The sequence below is a fragment of the Conyzicola nivalis genome, from assembly GCF_014639655.1.
Taxonomy (GTDB): domain Bacteria; phylum Actinomycetota; class Actinomycetes; order Actinomycetales; family Microbacteriaceae; genus Conyzicola; species Conyzicola nivalis.
This window is the reverse complement of record NZ_BMGB01000002.1, coordinates 264,142-277,637: the sequence shown is the minus strand read 5'-3', so window position 1 is coordinate 277,637 and position 13,496 is coordinate 264,142. Positions and strand designations below refer to the sequence as shown.

Annotated in this window: 13 protein-coding genes; 4 read left to right on the top strand and 9 right to left on the bottom strand. The window is 67.4% G+C overall.

Going from position 1 to position 13,496, the window contains the following annotated elements; translation table 11 throughout:
- Positions 1-82: 82 nt before the first annotated feature.
- Together nadE and IEV96_RS14795 are read right to left on the bottom strand one after the other, a co-directional pair.
- Positions 83-910 (bottom strand): NAD(+) synthase, encoded by an 828-nt coding sequence (gene nadE / locus IEV96_RS14800; protein ID WP_188511517.1) that lies wholly within the window; start codon positions 908-910, stop codon positions 83-85.
- A gap of 23 nt (positions 911-933) precedes the next feature.
- Positions 934-1,848 carry a DsbA family protein gene (locus tag IEV96_RS14795; RefSeq protein ID WP_229733435.1) on the bottom strand — a complete coding sequence of 305 codons (915 nt, stop codon included), beginning with the start codon at positions 1,846-1,848 and terminating at the stop codon, positions 934-936.
- A 213-nt stretch (positions 1,849-2,061) separates the two neighbouring features.
- On the opposite strand from IEV96_RS14795, the gene IEV96_RS14790 reads away from it, so the two are divergent.
- Positions 2,062-3,162: an ABC transporter ATP-binding protein gene (locus IEV96_RS14790; protein WP_188511516.1), complete on the top strand. Its 1,101-nt coding sequence runs from the start codon at positions 2,062-2,064 to the stop codon at positions 3,160-3,162.
- Positions 3,163-3,270: 108 nt separating this feature from the next.
- Complete coding sequence (locus IEV96_RS14785; protein WP_188511515.1) at positions 3,271-4,545, top strand: DUF4032 domain-containing protein; 1,275 nt, start codon at positions 3,271-3,273, stop codon at positions 4,543-4,545.
- Positions 4,546-4,998: 453 nt separating this feature from the next.
- On the opposite strand, the gene rlmB is transcribed toward IEV96_RS14785, so the two are convergent.
- The 4 genes from rlmB to IEV96_RS14765 all read right to left on the bottom strand — a co-directional run bounded on the left by rlmB (position 4,999) and on the right by IEV96_RS14765 (position 9,243).
- Complete coding sequence (rlmB, locus tag IEV96_RS14780) at positions 4,999-6,024, bottom strand: 23S rRNA (guanosine(2251)-2'-O)-methyltransferase RlmB (RefSeq protein ID WP_188511514.1); 1,026 nt, start codon at positions 6,022-6,024, stop codon at positions 4,999-5,001.
- Entirely contained in the window at positions 6,021-7,451 is a 1,431-nt protein-coding gene (gene cysS / locus IEV96_RS14775) for a cysteine--tRNA ligase (RefSeq protein ID WP_188511513.1), read from the bottom strand. The genes rlmB and cysS overlap by 4 nt, the downstream gene beginning before the upstream one ends.
- A gap of 115 nt (positions 7,452-7,566) precedes the next feature.
- On the bottom strand, positions 7,567-8,745 hold the full coding sequence (gene ispD, locus IEV96_RS14770) for a 2-C-methyl-D-erythritol 4-phosphate cytidylyltransferase (protein ID WP_188511837.1): 1,179 nt from the start codon (positions 8,743-8,745) through the stop codon (positions 7,567-7,569).
- Positions 8,746-9,243, bottom strand: a complete 498-nt coding sequence (locus IEV96_RS14765; RefSeq protein WP_188511512.1) for a CarD family transcriptional regulator — start codon at positions 9,241-9,243, stop codon at positions 8,746-8,748.
- Positions 9,244-9,396: 153 nt separating this feature from the next.
- On the opposite strand from IEV96_RS14765, the gene IEV96_RS14760 reads away from it, so the two are divergent.
- The gene (locus IEV96_RS14760; protein WP_188511511.1) at positions 9,397-9,930 is read left to right on the top strand and encodes a hypothetical protein; all 534 of its coding nucleotides are present in this window, start codon (positions 9,397-9,399) and stop codon (positions 9,928-9,930) included.
- Positions 9,931-9,984: 54 nt separating this feature from the next.
- Here the strand turns inward: IEV96_RS14760 and IEV96_RS14755 are convergent, their stop codons facing one another.
- Both IEV96_RS14755 and IEV96_RS14750 read right to left on the bottom strand, forming a co-directional pair.
- Entirely contained in the window at positions 9,985-10,665 is a 681-nt protein-coding gene (locus tag IEV96_RS14755) for a response regulator (RefSeq protein ID WP_188511510.1), read from the bottom strand.
- Positions 10,662-11,813: a sensor histidine kinase gene (locus IEV96_RS14750; RefSeq protein WP_188511509.1), complete on the bottom strand. Its 1,152-nt coding sequence runs from the start codon at positions 11,811-11,813 to the stop codon at positions 10,662-10,664. Before IEV96_RS14750 ends, IEV96_RS14755 begins: the two co-directional genes overlap by 4 nt.
- A 165-nt stretch (positions 11,814-11,978) precedes the next feature.
- Between IEV96_RS14750 and phoU the strand changes: the two genes are divergently transcribed.
- Positions 11,979-12,632 carry a phosphate signaling complex protein PhoU gene (gene phoU, locus IEV96_RS14745; RefSeq protein ID WP_188511508.1) on the top strand — a complete coding sequence of 218 codons (654 nt, stop codon included), beginning with the start codon at positions 11,979-11,981 and terminating at the stop codon, positions 12,630-12,632.
- Positions 12,633-12,694: 62 nt separating this feature from the next.
- Here the strand turns inward: phoU and IEV96_RS14740 are convergent, their stop codons facing one another.
- Positions 12,695-13,438, bottom strand: a complete 744-nt coding sequence (locus tag IEV96_RS14740; RefSeq protein WP_188511507.1) for a phosphoglyceromutase — start codon at positions 13,436-13,438, stop codon at positions 12,695-12,697.
- Positions 13,439-13,496: the final 58 nt, after the last annotated feature.

The window sequence follows — 13,496 nt, the reverse complement described above, 5'->3', positions numbered from 1 at the left end:
CCCCACGCGAGCGGGTGCTCGTCGGTGAGGGCCATAATCAGTTGATCTATGTCAACTATACGACTTAGTTGCGCTTTGTCAACTACTTCGTGTGCCACCAGGAGTCGGCCGGGGTCACCGGCAGCTGGCGCTTGTGCTCGGTGGCGCGATACCGCGCGACGAGGGCGTCGGCCACCGTGTCATCCACGTCCTTGCCCTCCAAGAAGTCGTCGATCTCGGAATACTTGATGCCGAGATTGTTCTCGTCGGTCTGCCCGGGGTTCTCGTCGAGCAGGTCGGCGGTGGGGTGCTTGAGGTAGAGGCGCTCGGGGGCGCCGAGGGTCTCGAGCAGCGCGCGGCCCTGCCGCTTGGTCAGGCCGGAGAGCGGCAGGATGTCGGCGCCGCCGTCGCCGAACTTGGTGAAGAAGCCCGTGATCGCCTCGGCAGCGTGGTCGGTCCCGACGACGAGCAGGCCGTGGTCGCCGGCGAGCGCGTACTGGGCCACCATGCGCATGCGCGCCTTCGTGTTGCCCTTGGTGAAGTCGCTGATCTTCGCGCCGACGGCATCGGCGAACTCGTCGGCCACGCCGTCGACACCGCGCTTGATGTCGAAGGTGACGACGCGGGTCGGGCGGATGAACGAGACGGCGAGCTGCGCGTCCTCCTCGTCGGCCTGCACGGCGTAGGGCAGGCGCACGGCGACGAACTCGACGGTCACCCCCTCGGCGGCGAGACGTTCGACCGCCAGCTGGCAGAGCCGGCCGGCGAGCGACGAGTCCTGCCCGCCGCTGATGCCGAGCACGAGGCCCTTGGCCCCCGTCGACCGCAGGTAGTCGCAGAGGAAGCCGACGCGGCGGTCGATCTCCGCCTCCGCGTCGATCTGGGGCTGGACGTTGAGATCCTGGATGATCCGGGCTTGTTCTTCGCGCATGCCCTAACGCTACGGCACGACCCCTACGGAGCGGGGGTCGGCGTGGGCGTCGCCGTCGAGCTCTCGTTGAAGTTGGTGTTCTCGGCTTGGATGACGAACGCGGAGAACGCCTTGGCGTCGTCGAGAGCCCCCGTGTACTTGAGGCCGTTGACGATCACGGTCGGGGTGCCGGCGATCTTCTCGATGTTGCTGTCGACGATCGGTCCGTTCTGCGCCCGGGTGCGGGCGTCGGCCACCCAGTTCTTGAACTTCTGGTCCTTGATGCAGTTCTCGACGACGCGGGGATTCTCGACGCCGACCTCCTTGGTCAGCGAGATGAGCTCGGGGTCGGTGAGACCGACCGTGCCCTCCTCGGGCTGGTTCGCGAAGAGGCTGTTGTGGAAGTCGTAGTACTTGTCGGGCGAGGTGTCGGCGACGCAGGCCGCGGCGTTGGCGGCGCGGGTGGCATACTTCGTTCCCTGCGACGCGCGGTCGAGGATCGCCATCGGGAAGATCTCGACGTTCGCGGCGCCGCTCTCGAGCCAGGTGGTGAGCTGGTCGCCGTTGGCCTTCTCGAACTGGCCGCAGATCGGGCAGAAGTAGTCGACGTACATCTGAATACGGATGACGTCGTCGTCGTCGTTGCGCAGGTTCGGCACCGGGTCGGCCCCGGGCTGCAGGGCGGCCGTCGGCGTGGCGGTCAGACCCTCGCCGATGAGGATGCCGTCGCTGAGCATGTTGCGCGGGCCCGGGCTGGCCGGCTTGATCGTCGTCACGATGGCGAAGGCCACGACCGCGACGATGGCCACGGCGACGAGGATGACGCTGCCCTGCAGCACCACCTTGCTGCGGCGGTCCTTCTTGCGCTGGCTGTCGCGCAGCGCTTTCGCCTTCTCGCGGGCGGCTTCCCGCCGTTCGTTTTTGCTCTGGCGATCGCTGCCAGAAATGCCGTGTGTCAAAAGAACCTCGCTGAAACCAGAAGTTGGGGAGAAATGTCCGTGCCGGGACAGCACAATGCCATGGACTGTTTGATCTTAGGAGCGGACTCTGGGAATCGCCCAAACGACGGCTGAACGCGTGAAAGTGCAATAATGACTGTGGCGACGTCTAGTCGCTGTCCATTCACTCGGATCGTCCGGCACGTACCTGCCGGTGAAGGAGCATTACTAGTCATGGCATCAGTCACTTTTGACAAGGCAACCCGCCTCTACCCGGGTTCCACCCGCCCCGCCGTCGACGCACTCGACCTCTCGGTCGCAGACGGCGAATTCCTCGTCCTCGTCGGCCCTTCCGGTTGCGGAAAGTCCACCTCCCTGCGCATGCTCGCCGGCCTCGAAGAGGTCAACGACGGCAACATCCTCATCGGTGACCGCAACGTCACCGACGTTCCGCCGAAGGACCGCGACATCGCGATGGTCTTCCAGAACTACGCGCTGTACCCCCACATGACCGTCGCCGAGAACATGGGCTTCGCGCTCAAGATCGCCGGTATCGGCAAGGACGAGCGCGCCACCCGCGTGCTCGAGGCCGCCAAGCTGCTCGACCTCGAGCCCTACCTCGGCCGCAAGCCGAAGGCGCTCTCCGGTGGACAGCGTCAGCGCGTCGCCATGGGCCGCGCGATCGTGCGCCAGCCGCAGGTGTTCCTGATGGACGAGCCGCTGTCGAACCTCGACGCCAAGCTGCGCGTGCAGACCCGCACGCAGATCGCCTCGCTGCAGCGTCGCCTCGGCGTCACCACGGTCTACGTGACCCACGACCAGACCGAGGCCCTCACCATGGGCGACCGCATCGCGGTCCTGAAGGACGGCGTGCTCCAGCAGGTCGGAACGCCCCGCGACCTCTACGAACAGCCTCAGAACGTGTTCGTCGCCGGATTCATCGGCTCGCCCGCGATGAACCTGTTCGACGCCGACGTCGTCGACGGCGGCCTCAAGTTCGGCACGGCGATCGCCGCTGTCGACCGCGACACCCTCGGTGAAGCGACCGCCAAGAAGGTCACCATCGGAATTCGCCCCGAAGACATCCGTGTCTCGGCGACCGGCGAGGGCCTCCCGGTTGACGTCGACCTCGTCGAGGAGCTCGGCGCAGACGGCTACCTCTACGGTCACACCGAGATCGACGGCAACCGCGTCGACATCGTTGCCCGCGTCGACGGCCGTTCGCACCCGAACGCCGGCGAGAAGGTCTTCGTGCTTCCCGAGCCGAACCACGTGCACGTGTTCAACACCGAGTCGGGACTGCGCCTCAGCAAGAAGGCAGTCGTCGCAAGCTAGTCGTTGTACGCCGGTCGAGTAGCGGCGAAGCCGCGTATCGAGACCCCCACCCGGATCTCGATACGCGCTTCGCGCTACTCGATCAGCATTTAAAGGAGAATTCTCGGTATGAGTGGCTCACTGAACATCACCGCGGCGACGGTCGATCCCGCCCTGCTCGACCTCCCCTGGAGTCTCCCCCTCGAGGTGTGGCCGGATGACACGATCGCGGCGCTCCCGAAGGGAATCTCACGCCACCTGGTGCGGTTCGTGCACCTGAGCGGTTACGTCGTCGCGATCAAGGAGACCTCGGCCGAGCTGGCGCGCAAGGAGTACGACATGCTGCGCACCCTGCAGCGGCTCGACATCCCCTGCGTCGACCCGATCGCCGTCATCACCAACCGCACGACGACCGCGGGCGAAGCCCTCGAATCATCCTTGGTCACGCGCCACCTCAAGTTCTCGCTCCCCTACCGCGCCCTCTTCTCGCAGACCCTGCGCCCCGACACCGCGACCCGCCTCGTCGACGCCCTCGCGGTGCTGCTCGTGCGCCTGCACGTCGTCGGCTTCTTCTGGGGCGACGTGTCGCTCTCGAACACCCTCTTCCGCCGCGACGCCGGCGCGTTCGCCGCCTACCTCGTCGACGCCGAGACCGGCCAGCTCTACGACGGCCTCTCCAACGGGCAGCGCGAGAACGACCTCGAGATCGCCCGCGTCAACATCGCCGGCGAGCTGTTCGACCTGCAGGCCGGCGGCAAGATGGCCGAAGAGGTCGACCCGATCGCGATCAGCGACGGAATCGTCGCCCAGTACCGCACGCTGTGGAAAGAGCTCACCGGCTCCGAGCAGTTCGACTCCTCCGAGCGCTGGCGCATCAACGACCGCGTGCAGCGCCTCAACGACCTCGGCTTCGACATCGAAGAGCTGGCGATCAAGACCGACGAGACCGGCACGAAGGTGCGCATCCAGCCGAAGGTGGTCGACGCCGGCCACCACTCGCGGCGACTGCTGCGCCTCACCGGACTCGACGCGCAGGAGAACCAGGCGCGCCGACTGCTCAACGACCTCGACTCGTACACCGCGAGCTTCGGCAAGCAGAACCTCGACGAGGAGGTCGTGGCGCACGAGTGGGCGCAGCGCGTGTTCGAGCCCGTGATCCGGGCGATCCCGCGTGAACTGCGCGGACGGCTCGAACCCGCCGAGATCTTCCACCAGCTGCTCGACCACCGCTGGTACATGGCGCAGAACGAGAGCCGCGACATCCCGCTCGCCGAGGCCGTGTCGAGCTACGTCGACAACGTGCTTCGTCACCGCCGCGACGAGGCCACCGTGATCGACCCGCCCACCGGCGCGATCACCCTGCCGGTCGACGTGGCCGCCGACGACTGGCGTTCGACGGTCTGACCGCGCCGGCCCCGTCTCGCAACTCAGGCAGAAACGCGGATGCCGCGGCGCCACCCGCGCGTCGGCGCGGCACCCCGGCTCGCCCAAGACAACCAGCCTGAGTTGCGCGATCGGCGTTCGTCATTCAGGACGCATCACCCGCGCCGCCGGACCCGCCCGCGCAATCACGCCGGAGCCCGGTACCGGCGCCCCGAATCATCCTGAATCACGAACCCGGCCCGCCGCCCCGTCTCGCAACTCACGCAGAAAAGCGGATGCCGCGGCGGCGCCCGCGCGTCGGCGCGGCACCCCGGCTCACCTCACACATCCAGCCTGAGTTGCGCGATCGGCGTTCGTCATTCAGGACGCATCACCCGCGCCGCCGGACCCGCCCGCGCAATCACGCCGCAGCCTGATACCGGCGCCCCGAATCATCCTGAATCACGAACCCGGCCCGCCGCCCCGGCCGAGGCGTTACTTCTTCTTCGCCGCCGCGCGCAGGCGGCTGACCTCGTAGAGCGCGACCGACGCGGCGATGCCGGCGTTCAGCGACTCGGTCGACGCGTTGATCGGGATCGACACGATCGCGTCGCAGTTGTCGGTGACGAGGCGCGACAGGCCTTTGCCCTCGCTGCCGATCACGAGCAACACCGGCTCCTTGGCGAGCTGCAGGTCGGGCAGCGACACGTCGCCGTCTCCGGCGAGGCCGAGCACGAACACGCCAGCCTCTTTGTACGCCTTGATCGTCGCGGTGAGATTGGTGGCCATGGCGACGGGCGTGCGGGCCGCGGCTCCGGCGGAGGTCTTCCACGCCGAGGCGGTGAGGCCGACCGAACGACGCTGCGGCACGATCACGCCGTGACCGCCGAACGCGGCGACCGAACGGATGATGGCGCCGAGGTTGCGTGGGTCGGTGATGCCGTCGAGGGCGACGAGCAGTGGCACGCGGCCCGACTTCTCGATCTTCTCGAGCAGCTCCATGGGGTGCGCGTACTCGTACGGCGGCACCTTGAGGGCAAGGCCCTGGTGCACCGAGTCGAAGCCAGCGAGGCGGTCGAGCTCTGGGCGCATGACCTCGAGAATCGGGATGCCACGGGTCGTCGCGATCTTGACGACCTCCTTCACGCGGTCGTCGTACTCGATGCGCGTGGCCATGTAGAGGGTCTGTGCGGGGATGTTGGCGCGCAGGGCCTCGAGCACCGAGTTGCGGCCGGTCACGACCTCGATCTCGTCGCTCGACTTGGCGCGTCGCTGCTGCTGGGGGCGCTGTTCGGCGCCGGGAGCCTCTTTGCCGCGGGCGGGTCGACGGCCGCCGGACGCCTCGAAGCGCTCGTTCGCCGCCTTGCGCTTGCCGGCGGGGTGGTACGGACGGTCCTCCGCCTTGGGCGTCGGCTTCTTGCCCTCGAGGGCCTGTCGACCCTGGCCGCCCGAGCCGACCTGCTTGCCCGTGCTGGTCTTGCGTACGGCGCCTGCGCGCGACTTGTTACCTGGATTCTTCACGACTCAATACTCCAATGGGGGCCTGACGGGGTGTCCTCAATAGAGATGCCCGCGGCCACTAGTTCATCACGAATGCGGTCAGCTGCGCTGAAATCGCGGGTCTCCCGTGCGTGCTCACGGTCGGCAATAAGCCGTTCGACGAGGGATGCGAGTGCCCGTTCCGCCGGTACAGAGCTTACAGTGGCCCACTCGGGTGCGTCGGGGTTTATTCCGAGAACCTCGACCATGGCCACGATCTCGGCGCGGATGGTCGCCACGACCGCGAGGTCTTCGCTGTCGAGCGCCGCGTTGCCGGCCCGCACCCGCTCGTGCAGTACAGCGAGCGCCTGGGGGACGGCGAGGTCGTCGTCCATCGCCTCGGCGAACTCCGCGGGCACGACCGGCAGGCCGGTTCCCGAGAACCTGGTGTTCGCGATGCGACGGTGCGAGCGGTCGAGGAACACCTCGATGCGTTCGAGCGCCGCCTCCGCCTCGACGAGCGCTCCGTCGTGGTAGTCGATCGTGGACCGGTAGTGCGCGGCGCCCAGGTAGTAGCGGATCACCAACGGGCGGGCCAGGTCGAGGAACTCGGCGGCGTAGATCGAGTTGCCGAGCGACTTCGACATCTTCTGGCCGTTCACGTTGACCAGGCCGTTGTGCACCCAGTAGTTCGCGAAGGCGTCGCCGGCGGCAGTCGACTGGGCGAGCTCGTTCTCGTGGTGAGGGAAGCGCAGGTCGAGTCCGCCGCCGTGGATGTCGAAGTTGGCGCCGAGGTAGCGCGAGCTCATGGCCGAGCACTCGATGTGCCAGCCCGGGCGACCGGCTCCCCAGGGCGATTCCCACGCCGCCGAGGCGGGCTCGTCGGGCTTGTGGCCCTTCCACAGGGCGAAGTCCTGCGGAGCGCGCTTGCCGCGCGGGTCAGCGTCGGACGCCGCCACCATGTCGGCGGGCTTCTGGTTGGTGAGCTCGCCGTACGAGGCCCACGAGGCGGTGTCGAAGTAGACGTCGCCCTCGGCCGGGTAGGCATGGCCGTTGTCGATGAGACGCTGGATGATCCGCTGCATCTCGCTGATCGACGCGGTAGCCCGCGGTTCGTACGTCGGAGGCAGGATGCCGAGCCGGTTGTAGCCCGCCGTGAACTCGAGCTCGAAGCGGTAGGCGAGCGCCCACCACTCTTCTCCCCCGTCTCCCGCCTGCGCTGAGCCCGTCGAAGCGTTGGCCAGGATCTTGTCGTCGATGTCGGTGACGTTGCGCACGAGCGTCACGTCGAAGCCGCGGTAGGTGAGCCAGCGGCGCCACAGGTCGTAGACGAGGGCCGAACGCAGGTGCCCGATGTGCGGCGACGACTGCACGGTGGGGCCGCACACGTAGAGTCCCACCTGGCCAGCCACGATGGGCTCGAAGTCGGTGGTTTCTTGGCGTTTGGAGTCGTAGAGGCGCACAGTCACGCGCGCCAGTTTATCGGCGCGCGTGTACTAGCGGCGCAATAGGGCGGTGGCGATCGCGCCGCGCAACCGCGCTAGCGGCGCAATAGGGCGGTGGCGATCGCGCCGCGCAACCGCGCTAGCGGCGCAATAGGGCGGTGGCGATCGCCGTGACGCCCTCGCCTCGGCCGGTGAAGCCGAGGCCGTCGGTGGTCGTGGCCGAAACGCTGACGGGAGCGCCGACGAGGTCGCTCATGCGCTGTTCGATCAGGATGCGACGGGGCGCGACCTTCGGACGGTTGCCGACGATCTGCACCGCGACGTTCTCAACGGCGAATCCCGCCTCGATGACGAGCCGCACGGTCGCGCACACGAACACGTCGCCGTGCGCCCCGGCGAACCGTGGATCGTCGGTGCCAAAATTACCGCCGATGTCACCGAGTCCGGCCGCCGACAGCAGGGCGTCGCACACGGCATGCGCCACGGCGTCGCCGTCGCTGTGACCGGCGAGGCCGGGCTCCCCCGGCCAGTGCAGGCCACCGAGCCACAACGGCTGGTCGGGGTCGAAACCGTGAACGTCGATGCCGACGCCGGTGCGCAGCGTGCCACCCGTCGCGGCCGACTCCCCGAGGATCGATTCGGCGCGGCGCAGGTCCCACGGGGTGGTGATCTTGAACGCGAGCGGGTCGCCGTCGACGACGGTCACCGGCAGGCCGGCCGCCGCGAATACGGCGGCGTCGTCGGTGTAGTCCTCGGCCGCCGACGCGTAGGCGCCGAGCAGGCCGTCGCGCGGGAAGCCCTGCGGCGTCTGCACGGCGACGAGCTGCGAGCGGTCGACGGTGCGCTCGACGGCGCCGGTCCAGTCGAGCTGCTTGATCGTGTCGGCCACCGCGAGTCCGGGGATGACGCCGCCGCCGGTGGCGCGCACCGCGGCGATCACGGCCTCGAACTGGGCGGCGGGGGTGAACGCGCGCGCGGAGTCGTGCACGAGCACGACCTCGACGCCCGGCTCGAGCACCGCGAGACCGGCGGAGACGGACTGCTGGCGCGTGTCTCCCCCGGCTACGACGGTGACGTGGTCGGTCGCAGCACCCGCGACGCGGGTCGCGAGGGCGCGGGCATCGTCGAGCCGGTTGGCCGGCGCCACGACGACGACCTGCGCGGCATCCGTCATGTCGAAGACGCGGGAGAGCGCGTGCTCGAGGATCGTCTGGCCGCCGACGGTCACGAGTGCCTTCGGTTCGGCGGCGCCGAGGCGGGTTCCGCTCCCCGCGGCAACCACGATGATTGCGACGGTCGAGCCGGTCACGGGCGCGATTTAGGAGGCCACAGCGTCTGAGGCCAGAACTTCGTCGAGCATGGTTGATGCCTTTTCTTCGTCGGTCTTCTCGGCGAGCGCGAGCTCGGAGACGAGTATCTGGCGGGCCTTGGCGAGCATGCTCTTCTCGCCGGCGGAGAGACCCTTGTCTTGGTCGCGGCGCCACAGGTCGCGCACGACCTCGGCCACCTTGATCACGTCGCCGGTGGCGAGCTTCTCGAGATTAGCCTTGTACCGGCGTGACCAGTTAGTCGGCTCTTCGGTGAACGCGGCGCGCAGCACGTCGAAGACCCGGTCGACTCCCTCGCGCCCGATGACGTCCCGCACACCCACCAGGTCGACGTTCTCGGCGGGGACTTCGATGACCAGATCGCCCTGTGCGACCCGAAGTGTGAGGTACAGCTTGTCGACGCCCTTGATCACCCGGGTCTTGACCTCGGTGATCGTTGCGGCACCGTGATGGGGATAAACGACAGTCTCGCCGACCTCAAACAGCATGGGGTTCTGGTCCTTTCAGCAAGAGTCGAGTTTACCATAATGGCCTCTGAGTAAGGCTTGCCTTACCGGGCTTTGCGACCGCGTCTCGCTAAACTGAAGCTTCAGCAGAGCCATGCGGTTCTGGTCAAACTTTTCTCTGTACTGGAGGCTCCAGTGATTGCTCGCGGCGCGGCATCCGCCATCCTCATCGGCGGCCTGCTTCTTGGCACGACCGGTTGCTCGCTCTTCTCCGAGAAGGCGACGCTGATCCAGTACGAGCCCAGCGACGGCACCGCCGCGAACCTCGGCGACATCGAGCTGCGAAACGTGCTCGCGATCTCGGAGGACGGCGAGACCGTCAACCTCGTGCTGACCGCGAACAACACCAGCGACGAGGGCATCTTCGTCAGCTTCCAGTACAACGACGGCGCGGGCGAAGAGCAGCTCTACGTGGCCGGCAACTCCTCGAAGTCGTTCGGTCAGCCCGACGAAGACTCCGTGATCCTCACCGACGCCGACGTCGAGATCGGCGGCCTCATGCCGCTCTACGCGCAGTACGGCGACACCCCGGGCAAAGAACTGCTGGTTCCCGTGTTCGACGGCAGCCTCGGCGAGTACTCGACCCTCGTGCCGACCGAACCCACGAGCACCCCGACGGCCGAGCCCACGGGCACGCCGTCACCGACGAGCACACCCGCGGCCGAATAACGACACAAAAGAGGTGCGGATGCCGCGGCATCCGCACCTCTTTTGTGCGTGGGGTTACGCCTCGAAGCGGTAACCCAGACCGCGAACGGTCACGAGCATCGTCGGCTCGGACGGCACCTTCTCGATGCGTGAGCGGATGCGCTTGATGTGCACGTCGAGGGTCTTGGTGTCACCGAAGTAGTCGGCGCCCCAGACCCGGTCGATGAGCTGCCCGCGGGTGAGCACACGACCCGAGTTGCGCAGCAGCAGTTCGAGCAGCTCGAACTCCTTGAGCGGCATGGCCGTCTCGGTGCCGTCGACCGTGACCGTGTGGCGCTCGACGTCCATACGCACGGAGCCGGCCTCGAGGATCGCCTCGTGGTCGTCGTCCACCTCGAGGCGGCGGCGCAGCACGGCGCGGATGCGGGCCAGCAGCTCGCGGGTCGAATAGGGCTTCGTCACGTAGTCGTCGGCGCCGAGCTCCAGGCCAACGACGATGTCGATCTCGCTGTCCTTGGCCGTGAGCATGATGATCGGCACGGTCGAGCGCGTGCGGATCTCGCGGCACACCTCGGTGCCGGAAAGGCCGGGCAGCATGAGGTCGAGCAGCACCAGGTCGGCGCCGTTGCGGTCGAACTCCGCCACGGCGGTGACGCCGTCCGCGGCGACCGTCGTCTCGTATCCCTCTCGTTCGAGCAGGTAGGCGAGCGGCTCGCTGAGAGACTGTTCGTCTTCGACGATGAGAATCGAGGTCATTTTTCTTCTCCAGTGCGGGCCCCGGCGTCGGTCGCCTCGGGCAGTCGAATGGTAAACGTGGAACCGTTGCCGACCTGCGACCAGACGCGAACGTCGCCGCCGTGGTTGTGGGCGACGTGTTTGACGATGCTGAGCCCCAGTCCGGAGCCGCCCGTGTTCCTGCTGCGCGCCGGGTCGATGCGGAAGAACCGCTCGAAGACGCGGTCGAGGTCTTCCTCGGGGATGCCGATGCCCTGGTCGGTCACCGCGATCTCGACGATGCCGTCGGTGTTGCTCACGCCGATGCCGATGCGCGACGTCGACGGAGAGTACTGGATCGCGTTGGCGATGAGGTTGTGCAGGGCCACCACGAGCAGGGCCTCGTCGCCGTAGACCGTGGCGCCGTGGTCCCCGCCGCTCACGAGCTGCACGGCGCTCGCGTCGGCCGCCACGTGGTTCTGGTCGATCGCGAGCGACACCACGTGGTCGATCGACACGAGCTCGGGCTTGGCGAGGGCGTCAGCGGCCTGCAGCCTCGAAAGCTCGATGATCTCCTGCGTGATGCGGGTGAGGCGCTCGCTCTCCTTGGTCAGGCGCTTCGCAAACTTGCGCACCTGCTCGGGGTCGTCGGCCGCGATGGCCAGCGCCTCGGCGAGCAGGCTGACCGCGCCGATCGGGGTCTTCAGTTCGTGGCTGATGTTGGCCACGAAGTCGCGCCGCACGTCGTCGAGGCGGTAGGCCTCGGTGCGGTCTTCGGCGAGCAGCAGGATATAGCGCGCGCCCAGCCGGGCCACCCGCACCTGCAGGTAGAGATTGGCGTCACCGAACGGACCGCGGGCGATGTGCACCTCTTCGGTGAGCGACTCGCCCGAGCGACGCACCCGGTCGACGAGCTTCACCAGCTCGGCGTGCACGAGGGCCTGGTGCGAGACCAGACCGAAGGCGAGCGCGCCCGGGCTGACCTTGACGACGTTGTTCGAGGGATCGAGCACGACGCCCGCCGACTCCAGCGCATCGATCACCTGGTCGACACCGTCGGGAACTGCCGAACTGACCACATCGACCGCACGCTGACCGCGTTGTGCGGCTGCGACGATGATCGCCACCATGCCGGCTCCGACAATGACACCGAAGACAAGCGACAGGGGCACCAGCCATCCGGAGTCCATACGCACTAGGTTAGTTACAACTTGAAGGCAGCCTGACAGCTGCGCCCCACAGGCGCTGCACTTCGCCCACTGTTCAACTGGTCAACACGCGTTGTTCACCTGGTCCGGGCAGTCTGGCGTGAACTGTGCGGACCGATCTATGTCCACACCGAAAGGGACGAAAACGTGCGCGAGGTATTCCAGCAGGAGCTCCGAGAAGTACAGGAGCGCCTCGTCGAGATTGCGACCCTGGTCGCGGTATCGATCGACAACGCCACCCGGGCGTTCAACGACTCCAACGTCTCCCTCGCGGAGACCGTCATCGCCGACGACGAGAAGATCGACGTCGCCGCCCTCGAGCTCGACGAGCTCGCCATCAACATCCTGGCCCGCCAGCAGCCGGTCGCCCGCGACCTGCGCATCGTCGTGAGCGCCCTGCGCATCTCGGCGTCGCTCGAGCGCATGGGCGACATGTCGGAGCACATCGCGCAGCTCGCGCGCTACCGCTTCCCCGACAAGGTCGTTCCGAAGAGCCTGCGCGGAACCTTCAGCGAACTGGGCGCGCTCGACGTCGCCATCGCCAACAAGCTCGTCGAGCTGCTCACGACCGAGGACACGCGTCTGGCCGAAGAGATCCGCAACGACGACGACCGCATCGACGCGCTGCACCTCAGCGTGTTCGACAAGGTGCTCGGCGAGACCTGGAAGGGTGCAGCGGTCGACACCGTCGACGCGACCCTCGCCTCGCGCTACCACGAGCGCTTCGCCGACCATGCGGTGTCGATCGCCAAGAAGGTCCAGTACCTCGCGACCGGCGACTGGCACGTGCCCTCGGCGTAAGCCTCCAGCAACGGAAAACCCCGCGCCCTCCTCGAAGGCGCGGGGTTTCGTGCGTTTGCGGGCTACTTCTTGCCCTGGTTCGCGACCGCGGCGGCGCCTGCCGCGGCGGCCTCGGGGTCGAGGTAGTACGCCGGCTTGACCGGCACGAGGTTGTCGTCGAGCTCGTAGACCAGCGGGATGCCCGTGGGCACGTTCAGCTCCGAGATGTCGGCGTCGCTGATGTGGTCGAGGTGCTTGATGAGCGCGCGCAGCGAGTTGCCGTGCGCGGTGACCAGCACCGTCTTTCCCGCCTTGAGGTCGACGGTGATGTCGCTCTCCCAGTAGGGAAGCATGCGGTCGATCACGAGGGCGAGGCTCTCGGTGCGCGGGATCTCCCCGTCGATGCCGATGTAGCGCTCGTCATGCACCTGGCTGTACTCGGCGTCGTCTTCGAGCACGGGCGGCGGCACATCGAAGCTGCGACGCCACTCCATGAACTTCTCTTGGCCGAACTTCTCCAGCGTCTCCGCCTTGTCGAGGCCCTGCAGTGCGCCGTAGTGGCGCTCGTTCAGGCGCCAGGTGCGCTTCACCGGGATCCAGAGGCGGTCGGCGACCTCGAGCGCGAGGTTCGCGGTCTGGATGGCGCGGGTCAGCACGCTCGTGTACAGGATCTCCGGCTTCAGGCCGGACGCGGCGAGCAGCTCGCCCGCACGCTTGGCTTCGTCGACGCCCTGGTCGCTGAGTCGCACGTCGACCCATCCGGTGAAGAGGTTCTTCTGGTTCCAGTCGGAGTTTCCATGGCGCAGCAGGATCAGCGTGTAAGTCATGGATTCAGCCTATCCATCCAACGGCTTGAGTAAGGCCGTCCGCGTCGTGTATCGAAAC

Coding starts and splice junctions, on each gene's coding strand:
- IEV96_RS14765 (WP_188511512.1), bottom strand. CDS start 9,243: ATGCTGTTTGAGGTCGGCGAGACTGTCGTTTATCCCCATCACGGTGCC.
- IEV96_RS14755 (WP_188511510.1), bottom strand. CDS start 10,665: ATGACCTCGATTCTCATCGTCGAAGACGAACAGTCTCTCAGCGAGCCG.
- IEV96_RS14740 (WP_188511507.1), bottom strand. CDS start 13,438: ATGACTTACACGCTGATCCTGCTGCGCCATGGAAACTCCGACTGGAAC.
- IEV96_RS14785 (WP_188511515.1), top strand. CDS start 3,271: ATGAGTGGCTCACTGAACATCACCGCGGCGACGGTCGATCCCGCCCTG.
- IEV96_RS14790 (WP_188511516.1), top strand. CDS start 2,062: ATGGCATCAGTCACTTTTGACAAGGCAACCCGCCTCTACCCGGGTTCC.
- nadE (WP_188511517.1), bottom strand. CDS start 910: ATGCGCGAAGAACAAGCCCGGATCATCCAGGATCTCAACGTCCAGCCC.
- IEV96_RS14750 (WP_188511509.1), bottom strand. CDS start 11,813: ATGGACTCCGGATGGCTGGTGCCCCTGTCGCTTGTCTTCGGTGTCATT.